We start from the raw sequence: 15,697 nt of genomic DNA, 5'->3' as shown, positions 1-15,697 counted from the left end.
TTTATGCTGGTTTGCGGTATACTACCTTTACGAGGTGATTACAATGTTAAAGATTAATCAGGACGGATTGAACAACTTATGGCCCGTCCGTTCCAATGATAGTCACAAAGGAAGTTATGGTCGGATTTTAATCGTAGCTGGTAATGATCAATACGGAGGCGCTGGAATTTTATCAAGTTCAGCGGCAGTTTATGCTGGAGGTGGATTAGTAACCTTAGCAACGGATAAAACTAACTTTACGGCTGTCCGCTCCACTCTAGCCGAAGTTATGTTGCTCGATTTCTTAGATTTTGATGCTTTAAAAGCAGCCCTAAAAAAATCAACGGGAGTGGTAATCGGTCCGGGATTGGGAACTAATGCTACTAGCTTAAAAATTTTAAAATTTGTCTTAGACCACGTTCAACCCCAAACACCTTTAGTTATTGATGGTTCAGCGATTGATTTGATTGCTACCCATCAAATTCAGGTAGATCATCCCCAAACTATTTTTACTCCTCACCAAATGGAATGGCAACGACTTTCCGGAATAAAGATAGTAGATCAAAACCCCTCGCTAAATCAACGTGCAGTTGACCGTTTAAAAGCAATGGTAGTTCTAAAGCATTATGAAACTGAAATTTACGCTCCTCACACCGACTTTCGCCAAATTATGGCTGGTAACCCTGGGATGGCAACAGGTGGTTCAGGAGACGCCTTAACTGGAGTAATTATTGCGTTAGTAAACCAAGTCGACTCTTTGGCCTTAGGTGTTACCTTAGGAACCTTCTTACACAGTTATACCGCCGATCAAATTTATCAAAAAGAAGCGGTTGTTTTGCCCCATCGCTTAATTCGTCGTCTCCCCTTCACACTAAAACAACTTCAAAAAAATAAGCTACTATGATTTTTGTCATAGTAGCTTATTTTTAACCTTCAACTAACCGATTAATTTCATCATCCGTTAATTCTCGATAAGTTCCGGGAAGTAATCCCACATCTAATTCTAAAGGACCAAAGGAAGTCCTTCGAAGAGTGACCACTTTCTCACCTAGGCTACCAAACATTCGGCGAACCTGATGATACTTTCCTTCTTTTAGGACTACCTTAACCACTGTTTGATCATCTAATTCTGAATAGTGTTCAATGATCAGTTGCGCTGGTTTTAACGTAGTACCATCCCTTAAGGTGATTCCTTTTTGAAATTCTTCGACAGCTTGATCGGTGATTTTTCCAGTCACCACCGCCTCGTAAGTTTTATCAACGTGCCGCTCTGGTGCTAATAAATCATGCGCTAACTGCCCGTTATTAGTGATTAGCAGTAAGCCTTGGGTATCTTTATCCAATCTTCCGACTGGAAATAAATCATTTCGGAGATCGACCTTGTTGAATAAATCCATAACGGTTTTTTGTTTACGATCTTCCGTAGCAGTTAAGACTCCCAATGGTTTGTTCATCATGAAATAGAAATATTGTTGATACTCAATCACTTGGTCTTTTAATCTAACCTCATCAACCACTGGATCCACTTTAACTCGCCCAGTTTTAACGACCGTATCGTTAACAAAGATTAGCTTGTCTTTAATCATTTTTCGAATTTGGGTTCGCGTTCCCATATTCATGTCATGTAAAAATTTATCTACTCGCATGTCTCCTCCTAACTAATCTTTAGCATTCGACGTAAGCCAGCTGCCCGTGCCCCCACAATTTCATCCGCTAGGCGGCTCTTTAATACAAAGTAGAGATAAAATGCTCCACCTAAAACTACGGCCGCAGCTATAACTAGTAACGATTGTACTTTACTGGCTGGATCCATCACTATGTATAATCCATTAGTTACGACCATTGCAATCAAGAATGTTCCAAAAGCATAAGTGATGATTTTTCCAATAAATGTATTAATTCGACGATAATCTAAGCCATATTCCAAGTTGATATGCCGTAAAATCAACCAATTCACTACCATAAATCCAATAGCCGTTGAAATTAATGAACCCACTGCTGAAAATAATGCCACCATGGGAAATTGGAAAATAAATTTAACAATCATTCCGACACAGAAATACTTCACGGCTAAGACATTTTCACCAATTCCTTGCATAATAGCCGAAATCACTGTAAATAATCCTAAAACAATTGCTACATAAGAATTAAATTGTAAAATGGCAGTTCCTACATCACTTAGATGATAGAACAGCGTGTATGCTGGTTGAGCTACCGCAGCCATCCCTAAAGCAGCTGGAATCATCAAAAATGCAAAGAGCAAAATTGAATCCGTTACTTGTCGACTAATTTCTGCTCGATCGCCCCTAGTTTTGGCTTCCGATAAAATCGGTACGGAAGTGACGGCCATCGCTGACGCTAATGAAATAACAATCATTACCAGTTTGTTAGCATTAAAAGCAAAGATTGCGTACATATTATTTAAGACGGCAGTCGAATAGTCACTCACCGCATTCATAATCCGGAAAAAGGTGTATTGGTCGATTAATTGGAAAATTGTAATAGCTGATCCAATAATAATAAAAGGTACAGCTTGAGCAATAATTTCTTTATATAGCGTTGACGTTGAAACTACCAGTTCATTGGCACTATGCTGTGACAAATAGGAAAGTCGCTTACGGTATTTAATGAAATAAATCCCAAGCACTAATAATCCACCTAATGCACCAATAAAAGCCGCAAAGGTTGATTGTGAAACGCCATAAACCCAATCGCCTTGACCGCTTTTTCCCATAATAAAGTAGGCGGTTGTTAGCATATAAATCACTCGGGCTAATTGCTCAATAAATTGAGAAACGGCTGATGGTCCCATTTCTTGGTAACCTTGGAAAAAGCCCCGAGTCAAACTCATCGTAGGAATTACTAACACTGCCCAAGCCAACGCATGGAGAACCGTAATTACGTTCGGGTCACCATCTTTTAAAAATGGAGCGCCAAAATACAGAATTGCGGCACAGATAATTCCCGTTCCGACGGATAACAAAAGTCCCCGCTTATACAAACGTTGCCCCAACGCAAACTCATTAATTGCGTTGTAATGGGATACCTGCTTGGAAATCGCAGATGGAATTCCTGCAATCGCAGCAATTAGAAAGAAACTATAAATATTATATCCTTTAGTAAAAAGAGCGTTCGCTTGGTCACTATAAACACCAAACCAAATTACCCATGGGATAATATAAATGGCGCCTAATATTCTAGAAAAGATACTTCCGGCGGTCATCCACGCCGAACCTTCGAGCATCTTTGCTTTGGATGAAGATTTTCCTGAATTATCTCTTAAGGGTTGTGAACCCATATAGAGAGACTCTGAATTATCCATTTCAGATTGCTTATCCATTTATAAAAACCTACTTTCTCTAGTCAATCTACACTATTTTAATACAATTCATACCTCCGATACAATTAAATTTACGCTGATAGCTCAGCTAACACTTAAAAAATCCACCAAACTCCCAAAATTAGTTCATTTTCCAAACTATTTTTCTACAAAAAAAGGGTCCACGATGCTGTTAAAACATCTGGACCCTACTTTTGATTTAGTTATCCTACTACGATATTAACAATCTTGTTAGGAATAACAATTACCTTACGAACAGTCTTATCTGCCGTCCATTGTTGAATCTTAGCATCAGCTAACGCTAATTTTTCAAGTTCTTCTTTGGCGATATCCTTGTCAACGGTAATCTTACTCCGAACTTTACCATTAACTTGTAGAATGACTTGAACTGTAGCTTCTACTAACTTACTTTCATCATATGTTGGCCATTCAGCGTATGAAATACCACCTTCGTGACCTAGCAAACTCCAAAGTTCTTCAGCAACGTGCGGAATAATTGGAGCTAACATCTTAACTAATCCTTCCATATATACTGCTGGAAGTTTATCAGCCTTGTATGCTTCATTAACAAAGACCATCATTTGTGAAATAGCCGTGTTAAAGCGCATGTTTTCATAATCATCAGTTACCTTCTTAACAGTTTGGTTATAAATCATATCCAAACTGCCATCATTTTCAGTAACAATATGATCACGCAATTGGTTTTCGTCGTCAATCATCAAGCGCCAGACGCGGTCAATCCACTTACGACTTCCGTTAAGCCCATCTTCACTCCAGGCGACTGATTCTGTCAGAGGTCCCATGAACATTTCGTATAATCGTAAAGTATCCGCTCCAAAGCGCTCAACAATATCATCTGGATTAACCACGTTCCCTTTTGACTTAGACATCTTCTCATGATTGCTACCGAGAATCATCCCTTGGTTAACCAATTTTTGGAATGGTTCCTTAGTTGGTACAACTCCTAGATCATATAAAACTTTGTGCCAGAAACGTGCATAAAGTAAATGAAGTACCGCATGTTCAGCTCCACCAACATATAAGTCGACTGGTAACCATTCTTTAAGTAAATCTTCGTCAGCAATCTTTTGATCATTCTTAGGATCAACGTAACGGAGGAAGTACCATGAACTACCCGCCCATTGTGGCATTGTATTAGTTTCCCGGCGACCCTTACGTCCATTTTCATCAACTACGTTTACCCAATCATCTAAATTAGCTAATGGGCTTTCTCCGGTACCGGAAGGACGAATGTCAGTTGCAGCTGGGAGTCTCAATGGCAATTCATCTTCAGGAATCAAAGTTGTTTCTCCATCTTCCCAATGAATTACAGGGATTGGTTCACCCCAGTAGCGTTGGCGAGAGAAGACCCAGTCACGAAGACGATAGTTAACCTTCTTATGACCAACTCCATGTTCTTCCAACCAGCTAATCATGGTATCAATAGCCGTCTGCTTATCCATCCCATCTAGGAATCCAGAGTTAATTAGCCCGCCTTCGCTGTCCAATACTCCATCTTCAAGATTGCCACCTTCATAAACTGGCACCATATCTATCTTGAATTTCTTAGCAAATTCGTAGTCACGGCCATCATGAGCAGGAACAGCCATCACTGCTCCAGTTCCGTATGAAGCCAATACGTAATCACTAATCCAAACTGGAATTTTCTTACCATTAACAGGGTTAACCGCGTATGCTCCCGTGAAGACTCCCGTCTTGTCTTTATTCAAATCCGTCCGTTCAAGATCTGATTTAGTTGCAACAGCTTTCTTGTATTCTTCAACGGCAGCTTTACTTTCTGGAGTTGTAATTTGGTCAACGAGGTCATGTTCTGGTGAAATTACCAAGTATGTTGCGCCAAATAATGTATCTGGACGCGTTGTAAATACTTCAATTTGTTTTTCGCTATCTTCAACATTAAAGAAGACGCTAGCCCCCACTGAACGACCAATCCAGTTTTTTTGCATTTCTTTAATACTATCGGGCCAATCTACCAGGTCCAAATCGTCAATCAAACGGTCGGCGTAAGCTGTAATTTTAAGAATCCATTGTTTCATTGGTTTACGATAAACGGGGAACCCACCACGTTCTGTCTTACCATCCACAACTTCTTCGTTAGCAACTACCGTTCCACCCATTAAATCAGGAGCCCAGTTTACCAGCGTTTCTTTTTCATAAGCTAAGCCCTTCTTGTAGAGTTGCTCAAAAATCCATTGAGTCCACTTGTAGTAAGCTGGATCAGTTGTATTAACTTCTCGCGACCAGTCATAAGAAAAACCAAGTGATTGGATTTGACGCTTAAAGTTTTGAATATTCTTAGCTGTAAAATCACGCGGATTGTTACCCGTCTTCATCGCATATTGTTCTGCTGGAAGACCAAAAGCATCCCATCCCATTGGATGAAGTACTTTGTAACCTTGCATCCGTTTCATTCGTGACATAATATCTGTTGCTGTATATCCTTCAGGATGGCCCACATGGAGTCCTTGACCTGATGGATAAGGGAACATGTCTAATGCATAATATTTGGGTTTGTCTGCATCTTCGACCGTCTTAAAAGTCTCATTGTCGCTCCAGAATTGCTGCCACTTCTGTTCGATATCTTTATGATTATAAGCCATAGTTTCCTCCATTATTATATTTGTCGATAAAAAAAAACCTAAGGATTCTAAAAAAGAATCCTTAGGACGAAAAGTTCCGCGGTACCACCTATGTTTTGCAAAATGCACACTTGAATACCTTAACGCGGAAAACGACAATCTCTACTTAGGTTCAAGATTGTTAATTTTAAAGACGAGTTCGTTGAAAGTCATTCCGAATTTCCACTAGCCATTCGGTCTCTTAAAATATCCATCCCAACTACTACTTCTTTTATCGACAATATTTAGTTAGGTTTATCATACCAATCTCCACGCTTCATTACAACTCAATATGCTAAAATTAATTATGAAGTTAAAGGAGAAACGTATGCACAGCAGAAAATATACTCATTTATTAATCAATATTCTACCTACGCTTTTATTTATCTTAATCGTAAGTTTAGTTATTTTTAAGCCCAGCTGGGTACACGCCTATGACAACAGCATCAGTAGTCTGGTGCAATCTGTCCGAACGCCTGGATTCAATCAAGTGGTCAGCATCTATACCCAGCTAGGTAATTCTATTCCTTACATAATTATCAGCTTGATAGTCTGCTTAATTTTAATTCTAAAGCACCTAAAGAAAGCCGCTTTATTCTTGGCTTGTAATATTGTCCTCGGAAATGGACTTAATCATTTAATTAAACAAATCATTCAACGCCAACGCCCCGAATTCCGTTTAATCAGTATTGGTGGTTATAGTTTTCCTAGTGGTCATTCAGTGGCGGCTATGGTTTTATTTGGAAGCCTAATTTTTATCACTTTCCAAGTTGTCCATCATCAATTAAAACGAAACTTACTAGCATTAATCTACTTAATTCTAATGCTAGGCATTGGCCTATCCCGAATTTATTTAAACGTTCATTTTCCAACGGATGTTACGGCGGGATTCTTACTTGGTTTAATCGTTCTTCAATTTACAACCTATCTCTTTTATGGAAGGAAAATTAAAAATGCTTGATAATGCCATGCAATACAGTCATCAATTACTAACTGAAATTGTTCAACCCGGCGATGTGGTAATCGATGCCACTATGGGAAATGGTCATGACACTTTATTTTTAAGTGAATTGGTTCAAAGCACTGGCCGAGTTTTTAGTTTTGATGTTCAAAAAGCAGCTTTAGAGCAAACTCGAGCTCTGTTTGAGCACCAGCATCAAACCTTAATTAATGTTGAACTAATCCATGCTAGTCATGATCAAATTGACCATTATGTCACCGAACCCATTACTGGGGCCATCTTTAATCTAGGATATTTACCGGGCGGAGATAAATCAATTATTACTCATCCCACTTCCACTATCTCGGCAGTCCAACAAAGTTTAAATCAGTTAAAAATTGGTGGTCGTATTATCCTAGTTTGTTACTACGGTCATCCTGGAGGTCAAGAAGAATTACAACAATTACTTTCATTTGTAGCTGAACTCGACCAACATCACTATTCGTGTTTACGCTATGAATTCATCAACCAGATTAATAATCCGCCCATTTTATTGTGTATTGAGCGTAAAAAATAATGGATTTAGAAGGCTAGCCTCTCAGCTAGGTTCTAAATCCATTTTTTTAAATATTATCTTTTGAGCGACGGTCAAACGCATTAATGATTAAAGCAACCACAATCAAAATAAAGCAACCAATGTAGATATTATGCAAAGCTTGATATAAAACATTTCTCAACGTTGGCAATAAAGTTTCTGGTAAAGTTTTAGCCGTTTGAGGATTGATAACTTTGTTCATCATATCCATATTAATTTTAGGGTTCGCCTTAACTCCGGCATTCATCGTCCCATTCATAATGATTCCGAAAACGGACATCATAATGGTTTGGCCCAGTGTCTTAGCCAAAGTATTAAAGGAAGTTGCTACCCCAATCCGATCTTTAGTTACTAATTGCTGTGAAATTACTAATGTGGAAGTAATTGTAATTCCAAAACCAACTCCTAAAATAGCTGCAATAAAGAAGAAAGCCAAGAACGGTGTTGAAGCCGGTACTAAAGCTAATAATAAGCTACCAACAGCTAGGATTGATAAACTAATGGTCAAGATCTGATTGGCCTTTAATTTAACAATCATCCGTCCTGCTAAGAATGAACCGAAAATCCATAAAATTGAACTTGGAGTTACTGCAAATCCAGCTAATGAAGCTGGCACTCCTAAAATTCCTTGTGTCCAGCTTGGTAAGTAAACTTCGAAACCAATCAACAAACCAGAGACCAACATCGTCGCCACATTTTGAATTACAAATGTGCGGTTGTTAAACAAATCTAGGAAAATAATGGGATCTTCCGCCCGTTTTTCTTGACGAATAAATAAGCCAGCTCCCACGATGAAAATCACAAACGAAATCACCAATGTAATCCATGAGAATGAACTTTCACCCATCAATTGGAAACCGTACATTAGTCCCAGTAAAGCTACCATTAACCAAAAACTACCTAGGTAGTCAATTTTCTTGCTATGGACACTAACCTCTTCTTTAAGGAAGAACTGAATTAAAAAGATGGTGATAATTCCAATCGGTAAATTGATAAAGAAAATCCAATGCCAACTTAGATTATCAACAATAAAGCCTCCTAATAGCGGAGCAATAATAGAAGCAATTCCCCATGCTGAACCATTTAGTCCCATTACCTTGGCCCGTTTTTCAATCGGATAAATATCAGCAATAATGGTATTAGAAACCGGCATAATCGATCCAGCCCCGATTCCTTGCAATGCGCGCCATAAAATCAAGAAACCCATTGAGTGGGCCATCCCACTTAACATCGAGCCAATCAAAAATATAATAATTCCAAAAATAAACACTCGTTTACGACCGAAAATATCAGACAACTTCCCGTAAATTGGGGTAAATATTGCATTAGTTAGTAGGAAAATTGAAATAACCCAATTCATCAAACTAACGCCATGTAAATCTCCTACAATGGTCGGCATCGCTGTTGAAACAATTGTTCCTTCAATCGCCGACATAAAAGTTGCAACAAAAATAGCGACTGTTACAACGACCACATTTGTTTGTTTTTTCTCCATTTATTACCTCTCAACCAATATAATAGCCGTGTTAATATCCGTTTAGACATCAACACAGCCATTAATCAAATTTTTTAGTTTTTAAAAAAGTCGTTTAAAGCTTCAACCTTATCCGTCTTTTCCCATGGTAGTTCAACGTCAGTCCGTCCGAAATGACCATAAGCAGCCGTCTGCTTGTAAATTGGACGTTTCAAATCTAACATTTCAATAATTCCAGCAGGTCGTAAATCAAAAATCTTACGAACGGCTTGTGTTAATTTTTCTTCCGAAACCGTACCGGTACCAAAAGTATCCACCATGACCGAAACAGGTTCTGCGACCCCAATTGCATAAGCAATCTGAACTTCAACCCTTTCAGCTAACTTAGCTGCTACAATGTTTTTGGCAATGTAACGAGCGGCATAACTTGCTGAACGGTCCACCTTAGTCGCATCTTTTCCAGAGAAAGCTCCACCACCATGACGAGCGGCCCCACCGTAGGTATCTACGATGATCTTACGCCCTGTCAAACCGGCATCCCCTTGTGGTCCACCAATAACAAAGCGACCTGTAGGGTTGATGTAGAAATTAGTGTTTTCATCTAAAAGAGTAGCTGGGATTACAGCTTTGATAACTTGTTCAATAACATCTTGGCGAATTTGTTCTAAAGTTACGTCAGGATCATGTTGAGTACTTAAAACAACCGTATCTACGCGAACTGGATGATCATTATCATCATATTCAACCGTCACTTCAGCCTTAGCATCTGGACGAAGATAGCTGATAACTTGTTCCTTACGTAGTTTAGCAATTCTTTGCATCAAATGATGACTTAACATAATTGGTAATGGCATTAATTCTTCTGTTTCATTAGTTGCGTATCCGAACATTAAACCTTGATCTCCGGCACCGATTTGGTTTAGTCGATCTTCATGGCCTTCACGCGTTTCCAAGGAATCATCAACTCCTTGGGCAATATCTGGAGATTGTTCATCAATAGCAACAATTACAGCACAATTTTCGCCATCAAATCCATATTCTCCACCTACATAGCCAATATCCTTAATGGTCTTTCTAACCACCTTTTGGATATCGATGTAAGCTGTTGTTGAGATTTCTCCCACAACGACTACTAATCCAGTCGTAACGGTTGTTTCACAAGCAACTCGTGCATCTGGATCGTTCTTTAATAGTTCATCTAAGATAGAGTCACTGATTTGATCGGCTATCTTGTCTGGATGTCCTTCAGATACTGATTCTGAAGTAAATAAATGTCTTTCTGACATGTAAATTCCCCCTAAATTTAATTTCGGTTACAAGGATCTTTTGGATAACTAATCCTATCGGGAACACTAGTAACTTACTAAGTCTATCACACCCACTCTTTCTTTTAAAGTTAGGTTGACGTTCCTGCGGCTTTTGTATACGATTAATGTCAGGAAACATAAGGAGTTTTATATGAATAAAATCAATCTACCAAAATTTAATTATCCTATTGAAAAAAAGAGTTATCTTCCCGCCATTAATGCTTTGTTACTCTCGGTGGTACCTTGGTATCTTAGTAGCCATTTTAGCTCAGAAATCTTCAGTAAGCATCTTTCTATTCAAATATTATTTTTCCTAGCAACTTTCATGGTAAATTTTCTTACTATCGATCGTCTAACTAACAAAACTAATTTACGTTTAATGGCGCCCTTGGCGATTATTCCAATTTTGACCTTTATAATTCTACTGTTCAGCGAAAACACTTACGTTGCACTTTTAGGGTTACTTAGTTTTGTGCCATTTCTGACTACTTTCCTACCATTTGAACAAAAAAATGGTGTAGGATTACTTACTTTTTCGCTTAGTGTCGGAACGTTAGCCCCACTTGCCTTTTTCTACATTCGAAATGGGTTTGTAACTTCGATTCTCTTGAAAATGGGCTTATTGTTATCCTTGATGATCATCGTAATTCTCTTTGCTATTTTTATTAAAACTAGTTTTAAGTTTGCAATATTTGCCTTAGCATTAACTTTAATCATTACGATTTTTGCTTTTATTCTTTTAAAGAGTTGGACAGCTTTAATTTATCCCATTTTAGCAGTTTTTAGTTGGTTTGTTCCTAAATTACACCTACCTCGGAACTTCACTTTGCTAGTCCTAATTGCTCTAATTGGTTTGGCTTCATTTTTTATAACCATCAATTAATTTCTTAAACAAATAAAAACGGACGAAAAATCAATCTTTGACTTTTTCGCCCGTTTTTTAGCATTTAAATTATGCTTCTTCTAATAATTTTCTGAAAGGAATCAATGATTCAGCATGATACTTCTTAACAAATTGTTCGACTGCTTCAGGATCTTGAGTTTCTTTATCCAAAAGTAGCTGTTCAACAGGAAGTGGTCTTAAGTTTGTAATCTTAATATCAATTACCACGGGGCCTTTACGATCTTTCGCTTTTTCAAAGGCTTGTTCCAGTTCGTCGTAGGTCCGAACTTCAAATCCTTCTGCCCCCAGTGCTTGGGCTGAAGTACCGTAATCTGCATCAATCAAATCTACACCAGAATGTGGTTGCTTGCTATCATCTTGTTCAGCTTCGATAAAGCCTAAGCTTTCATTTGTTAATATAACATTGATGATAGGCATATGATACTTAACTTGAGTTAGGACATCTTGCATTACCATGGCATATCCACCATCGCCTGAAATTGACCAAACTTGGCGATCTGGATATTCAGCTTGTGCTCCAATGGCTGCTGGTAAGGCATAACCCATTGTGGCATACCAACCTGAGGTCGTAAATCGTTGAGCTTGATCAGCTTTAAGGAAACGCATGCCATCGATCGTTACATTACCAACATCAACTTGGAAAATAGCATCATCGGTTGCTAAAGCATTAATCTTCGCAAAAACATTTTCAACATTTAAAGGTGTATCTTGCTGGCCCACAAACGAATTCTTCCATTCTTCCCAATTCTTTTTGTTTTCTAATGCTGCCTTATACCATTTGCTTTCAGCAGTAGTTTCAGCTTTTTCTAGCATCACCTTGAGGAATTTATGGGAGTCAGCTAAAATAGCCAAATCTACAACATGTCTTCTACCAAATTTACTTGCATCAATATCTACTTGGATATATTTAGCATCTGGGGCAACAAAGTAAGGCTGGAATGGAAAATCAGAGCCCACGAACATTACAGCATCTGCCGCTTGTAAAACTTCTACCCCTGGTTTAGTTGCTACTCGACCAGCCGATCCCATGTTAGCCTTATAACTGTCGGGGACAATTCCCTTAGCCAAGGCTGATGTAACAATCGGAATATGCAGTTTTTCAGACAATGCAATAATATCTGATCCAGCTCCTCTTGTACCTTGCCCGATGTACATCACTGGATGCTTGGCATTACTCAAAATTTCAAGCGCTTCGTCAACCTGCTTTACATCTGGTTCAGGTAAGATTGGTGCTTGATAAAGATTAGCTGATGAGACATAGTTATCTTCAATGGGTTGCCAACCTAAATCCTTAGGAATTGTAACTACCGCTACCCCACTATATTTGTAAGCTTGGCGAATAGCTTCGTCGACGACGTGTGGCATTTGTTCAGCAGTCATTACGGTTCGATTATAAACTGCAACATCGGTGAAAATTGGATTTTCATTTAATTCTTGGAAATAGTCCGTGTTCATTAATGTTGTAGGAACTTGTCCGACCAAAGCTAATACAGGCATATGATCATGCTTAGCATCATATAAACCATTAAGTAAATGAACTGCACCAGGTCCAGCTGATCCAAATGTAACTCCAAGTTTACCAGTTACCTTAGCTTCTCCGACCGCTGCCAGAGCCCCAACTTCTTCATGTCGAACTTGAACATAATTAATGGTGCTTTTCCGATTGTACAAAGCATTCATTGTCGAATCAAAAGATCCCCCTGGTAGACCATAAACGTTATGAACTCCCCATGATTCCAAAACTTTAATCATTGCATCAGATGCATTAATTTTTTCAGTCATATAATCCCCTCATTCCACTTCTTTTTAGTAAGTTTTCTACAAGGTTGATTGTAGTTCTATTCAATACATTTGTAAACTAAAACGTTATTATTTGTTAAATAAATGGTACTTATTTAACTTTACTTAATTTATCGGGATATTAAACTGAAATTAATTAAAAGTTCTCTAAGTGAAGCTCAAACTTACTTTAGGAGCTTAATTATTTTTATATACAAAAAAACACCTTATTCTAAAATAAGATGTTTTAATTGTTTTTTTCTACTTGTGCGAACGGTCCTAACGAGACTCGAACTCGTGATCTCCTGCGTGACAGGCAGGCGTCCTAACCAGCTAGACCATAGGACCATAATTGCGGGAGCAGGATTTGAACCTACGACCTTCGGGTTATGAGCCCGACGAGCTACCAGACTGCTCCATCCCGCGATAATATAAAGTTAATTAATAATCAAATGTTGATGACCCGTACGGGATTCGAACCCATGTTACTGCCGTGAAAGGGCAGTGTCTTAACCACTTGACCAACGGGTCATAAATATAAAATATACAAGCTACGGAGAAGGAGGGATTCGAACCCTCGCGCCGCTTGCGCGACCTACACCCTTAGCAGGGGCGCCTCTTCAGCCACTTGAGTACTTCTCCAAATGGGCCTAAATGGACTCGAACCATCGACCTCACGCTTATCAGGCGTGCGCTCTAAACCAGCTGAGCTATAGGCCCATATAAAAATATAACAAAAGCGGGTGACGAGAATCGAACTCGCGACAACAGCTTGGAAGGCTGTGGTTTTACCACTAAACTACACCCGCATAATAAAGGTATTAAATTGTGAATGGCGCGGGACAGAATCGAACTGCCGACACATGGAGCTTCAATCCATTGCTCTACCGACTGAGCTACCGAGCCATTTACGGTCCTAACGAGACTCGAACTCGTGATCTCCTGCGTGACAGGCAGGCGTCCTAACCAGCTAGACCATAGGACCATAATTGCGGGAGCAGGATTTGAACCTACGACCTTCGGGTTATGAGCCCGACGAGCTACCAGACTGCTCCATCCCGCGATAATATAAAGTTAATTAATAATCAAATGTTGATGACCCGTACGGGATTCGAACCCATGTTACTGCCGTGAAAGGGCAGTGTCTTAACCACTTGACCAACGGGTCATAAATATAAAATATACAAGCTACGGAGAAGGAGGGATTCGAACCCTCGCGCCGCTTGCGCGACCTACACCCTTAGCAGGGGCGCCTCTTCAGCCACTTGAGTACTTCTCCAAATGGGCCTAAATGGACTCGAACCATCGACCTCACGCTTATCAGGCGTGCGCTCTAAACCAGCTGAGCTATAGGCCCATATAAAAATATAACAAAAGCGGGTGACGAGAATCGAACTCGCGACAACAGCTTGGAAGGCTGTGGTTTTACCACTAAACTACACCCGCATAATAAAGGTATTAAATTGTGAATGGCGCGGGACAGAATCGAACTGCCGACACATGGAGCTTCAATCCATTGCTCTACCGACTGAGCTACCGAGCCATTTACGGTCCTAACGAGACTCGAACTCGTGATCTCCTGCGTGACAGGCAGGCGTCCTAACCAGCTAGACCATAGGACCATAATTGCGGGAGCAGGATTTGAACCTACGACCTTCGGGTTATGAGCCCGACGAGCTACCAGACTGCTCCATCCCGCGATAATTGAAAGGAGGATGAGAGATTCGAACTCTCGCGTGGTTTGACCCACCTGACGGTTTTCAAGACCGTTCCCTTCAGCCAGACTTGGGTAATCCTCCATAATAAAAATATACGTTTTACTGCCCTATACTAACAAAAGCTAGATGGACCTTGTAGGACTCGAACCTACGACCGAACGGTTATGAGCCGTTTGCTCTAACCAACTGAGCTAAAGGTCCAAGTTCGTATATTAACCCTATCGCGGCGGAGGGGATCGAACCCCCGACCTCCCGGGTATGAACCGGACGCTCTAGCCAGCTGAGCTACACCGCGATCTATATATTGAAACAATAAATGTATTTAAACATTTAATCGGGAAGACAGGATTCGAACCTGCGACCCCCTGGTCCCAAACCAGGTGCTCTACCAAGCTGAGCTACTTCCCGTTAAAACAATGCACCCAGTAGGAGTCGAACCTACAACCTTCTGATTCGTAGTCAGACACTCTATCCAGTTGCGCTATGGGTGCATAATAAGTGCCGAGGACCGGGATCGAACCGGTACGGTTATCACTAACCGCAGGATTTTAAGTCCTGTGCGTCTGCCAATTCCGCCACCCCGGCATCTTTGCTATAGTAGTAAGGGATTACTACTAAGCGGAAGACGGGATTCGAACCCGCGACCCCCACCATGGCAAGGTGATGTTCTACCACTGAACTACTTCCGCAAAATTGATATGCCGACTAGAGGATTCGAACCTCCGACCCCCTGTTTACAAGACAGATGCTCTGCCAACTGAGCTAAGTCGGCATTATCACTTATTAATGCCATATATTTACTTTTATGAAACATAGCACTAATTTGTGCTATGAGCCGTGACAGGCTCGAACTGTCGACCCTCTGATTAAAAGTCAGATGCTCTACCAACTGAGCTAACGGCTCAAAATATAATGGGGGATACAGGGCTCGAACCTGTGACCTCCTGCTTGTAAGGCAGATGCTCTCCCAACTGAGCTAATCCCCCATTTAGCATGGCAACGTCCTACCCTCGCAGGGGGCG

General features: G+C 40.1%; 10 protein-coding genes, 26 tRNA genes, 1 riboswitch and 1 other annotated feature. Of the genes, 4 read left to right on the top strand and 32 right to left on the bottom strand.

What is annotated here, in order from left to right:
* Window positions 1-43: 43 nt before the first annotated feature.
* Window positions 44-883, top strand: coding sequence for an NAD(P)H-hydrate dehydratase (locus IV86_RS01830; protein ID WP_002833749.1), 840 nt, complete (start codon window positions 44-46; stop codon window positions 881-883).
* A 22-nt stretch (window positions 884-905) separates the two neighbouring features.
* Here the strand turns inward: IV86_RS01830 and IV86_RS01825 are convergent, their stop codons facing one another.
* From IV86_RS01825 to leuS, 3 genes are all read right to left on the bottom strand, one after another.
* Window positions 906-1,625 (bottom strand): 16S rRNA pseudouridine(516) synthase, encoded by a 720-nt coding sequence (locus IV86_RS01825; RefSeq protein ID WP_002833748.1) that lies wholly within the window; start codon window positions 1,623-1,625, stop codon window positions 906-908.
* 8 nt (window positions 1,626-1,633) lie between these two features.
* Window positions 1,634-3,319 (bottom strand): putative polysaccharide biosynthesis protein, encoded by a 1,686-nt coding sequence (locus IV86_RS01820; protein WP_002833747.1) that lies wholly within the window; start codon window positions 3,317-3,319, stop codon window positions 1,634-1,636.
* Window positions 3,320-3,522: 203 nt separating this feature from the next.
* A complete protein-coding gene (gene leuS / locus IV86_RS01815) occupies window positions 3,523-5,940 on the bottom strand; it encodes a leucine--tRNA ligase (protein ID WP_002833746.1) in 2,418 nt (805 codons plus the stop codon).
* 59 nt (window positions 5,941-5,999) lie between these two features.
* Window positions 6,000-6,206, bottom strand: a binding site (T-box leader).
* Between the two features lie 80 nt (window positions 6,207-6,286).
* On the opposite strand from leuS, the gene IV86_RS01810 reads away from it, so the two are divergent.
* Both IV86_RS01810 and mnmM read left to right on the top strand, forming a co-directional pair.
* A complete protein-coding gene (locus IV86_RS01810; protein WP_011673186.1) occupies window positions 6,287-6,919 on the top strand; it encodes a phosphatase PAP2 family protein in 633 nt (210 codons plus the stop codon).
* Window positions 6,912-7,475, top strand: coding sequence for a tRNA 5-(aminomethyl)-2-thiouridylate-methyltransferase MnmM (gene mnmM, locus IV86_RS01805; protein WP_002833744.1), 564 nt, complete (start codon window positions 6,912-6,914; stop codon window positions 7,473-7,475). Before IV86_RS01810 ends, mnmM begins: the two co-directional genes overlap by 8 nt.
* A 46-nt stretch (window positions 7,476-7,521) precedes the next feature.
* Here mnmM and IV86_RS01800 read toward each other — a convergent pair whose 3' ends face one another.
* Window positions 7,522-8,988 carry an MDR family MFS transporter gene (locus tag IV86_RS01800; protein WP_011673185.1) on the bottom strand — a complete coding sequence of 489 codons (1,467 nt, stop codon included), beginning with the start codon at window positions 8,986-8,988 and terminating at the stop codon, window positions 7,522-7,524.
* Window positions 8,989-9,062: 74 nt separating this feature from the next.
* Window positions 9,063-10,253, bottom strand: coding sequence for a methionine adenosyltransferase (gene metK / locus IV86_RS01795; RefSeq protein ID WP_002833742.1), 1,191 nt, complete (start codon window positions 10,251-10,253; stop codon window positions 9,063-9,065).
* Window positions 10,251-10,331, bottom strand: a riboswitch (SMK box riboswitch). It overlaps the preceding gene by 3 nt.
* A gap of 94 nt (window positions 10,332-10,425) precedes the next feature.
* Between metK and IV86_RS01790 the strand changes: the two genes are divergently transcribed.
* Window positions 10,426-11,157 carry a hypothetical protein gene (locus IV86_RS01790; RefSeq protein WP_011673184.1) on the top strand — a complete coding sequence of 244 codons (732 nt, stop codon included), beginning with the start codon at window positions 10,426-10,428 and terminating at the stop codon, window positions 11,155-11,157.
* 69 nt (window positions 11,158-11,226) lie between these two features.
* On the opposite strand, the gene spxB is transcribed toward IV86_RS01790, so the two are convergent.
* From spxB to IV86_RS01655, 27 genes are all read right to left on the bottom strand, one after another.
* On the bottom strand, window positions 11,227-12,960 hold the full coding sequence (spxB, locus tag IV86_RS01785) for a pyruvate oxidase (RefSeq protein WP_011673183.1): 1,734 nt from the start codon (window positions 12,958-12,960) through the stop codon (window positions 11,227-11,229).
* A 271-nt stretch (window positions 12,961-13,231) separates the two neighbouring features.
* Window positions 13,232-13,305, bottom strand: a tRNA-Asp gene (locus IV86_RS01780).
* Window positions 13,306-13,309: 4 nt separating this feature from the next.
* Window positions 13,310-13,383 (bottom strand) — tRNA-Met (locus IV86_RS01775).
* Between the two features lie 33 nt (window positions 13,384-13,416).
* Window positions 13,417-13,488 (bottom strand) — tRNA-Glu (locus tag IV86_RS01770).
* A 23-nt stretch (window positions 13,489-13,511) separates the two neighbouring features.
* Window positions 13,512-13,599, bottom strand: a tRNA-Ser gene (locus IV86_RS01765).
* Between the two features lie 3 nt (window positions 13,600-13,602).
* A tRNA-Ile gene (locus IV86_RS01760) sits at window positions 13,603-13,677 on the bottom strand.
* 18 nt (window positions 13,678-13,695) lie between these two features.
* Window positions 13,696-13,766: transfer RNA gene (locus IV86_RS01755), tRNA-Gly, on the bottom strand.
* A 24-nt stretch (window positions 13,767-13,790) separates the two neighbouring features.
* Window positions 13,791-13,863, bottom strand: a tRNA-Phe gene (locus IV86_RS01750).
* Between the two features lie 5 nt (window positions 13,864-13,868).
* Window positions 13,869-13,942, bottom strand: a tRNA-Asp gene (locus IV86_RS01745).
* A 4-nt stretch (window positions 13,943-13,946) separates the two neighbouring features.
* Window positions 13,947-14,020, bottom strand: a tRNA-Met gene (locus IV86_RS01740).
* A gap of 33 nt (window positions 14,021-14,053) precedes the next feature.
* A tRNA-Glu gene (locus IV86_RS01735) sits at window positions 14,054-14,125 on the bottom strand.
* A gap of 23 nt (window positions 14,126-14,148) precedes the next feature.
* Window positions 14,149-14,236, bottom strand: a tRNA-Ser gene (locus IV86_RS01730).
* Between the two features lie 3 nt (window positions 14,237-14,239).
* Window positions 14,240-14,314, bottom strand: a tRNA-Ile gene (locus tag IV86_RS01725).
* An 18-nt stretch (window positions 14,315-14,332) separates the two neighbouring features.
* Window positions 14,333-14,403, bottom strand: a tRNA-Gly gene (locus tag IV86_RS01720).
* Window positions 14,404-14,427: 24 nt separating this feature from the next.
* Window positions 14,428-14,500 (bottom strand) — tRNA-Phe (locus IV86_RS01715).
* Window positions 14,501-14,505: 5 nt separating this feature from the next.
* A tRNA-Asp gene (locus tag IV86_RS01710) sits at window positions 14,506-14,579 on the bottom strand.
* Window positions 14,580-14,583: 4 nt separating this feature from the next.
* Window positions 14,584-14,657, bottom strand: a tRNA-Met gene (locus IV86_RS01705).
* A 9-nt stretch (window positions 14,658-14,666) separates the two neighbouring features.
* A tRNA-Ser gene (locus IV86_RS01700) sits at window positions 14,667-14,756 on the bottom strand.
* Between the two features lie 46 nt (window positions 14,757-14,802).
* Window positions 14,803-14,876, bottom strand: a tRNA-Ile gene (locus tag IV86_RS01695).
* Between the two features lie 20 nt (window positions 14,877-14,896).
* A tRNA-Met gene (locus IV86_RS01690) sits at window positions 14,897-14,970 on the bottom strand.
* A 39-nt stretch (window positions 14,971-15,009) separates the two neighbouring features.
* Window positions 15,010-15,083, bottom strand: a tRNA-Pro gene (locus tag IV86_RS01685).
* Between the two features lie 9 nt (window positions 15,084-15,092).
* Window positions 15,093-15,166: transfer RNA gene (locus IV86_RS01680), tRNA-Arg, on the bottom strand.
* A gap of 8 nt (window positions 15,167-15,174) precedes the next feature.
* Window positions 15,175-15,260, bottom strand: a tRNA-Leu gene (locus tag IV86_RS01675).
* Window positions 15,261-15,292: 32 nt separating this feature from the next.
* A tRNA-Gly gene (locus tag IV86_RS01670) sits at window positions 15,293-15,364 on the bottom strand.
* 10 nt (window positions 15,365-15,374) lie between these two features.
* Window positions 15,375-15,447: transfer RNA gene (locus tag IV86_RS01665), tRNA-Thr, on the bottom strand.
* A gap of 59 nt (window positions 15,448-15,506) precedes the next feature.
* Window positions 15,507-15,579, bottom strand: a tRNA-Lys gene (locus tag IV86_RS01660).
* A 9-nt stretch (window positions 15,580-15,588) separates the two neighbouring features.
* Window positions 15,589-15,661 (bottom strand) — tRNA-Val (locus tag IV86_RS01655).
* Window positions 15,662-15,697 lie beyond the last annotated feature (36 nt).

The organism is Pediococcus pentosaceus (assembly GCF_001437285.1).
Lineage (GTDB): Bacteria > Bacillota > Bacilli > Lactobacillales > Lactobacillaceae > Pediococcus > Pediococcus pentosaceus.
Note: the sequence above shows the minus strand (reverse complement) of the source record. Positions and strands in the feature narration are given on the sequence as shown.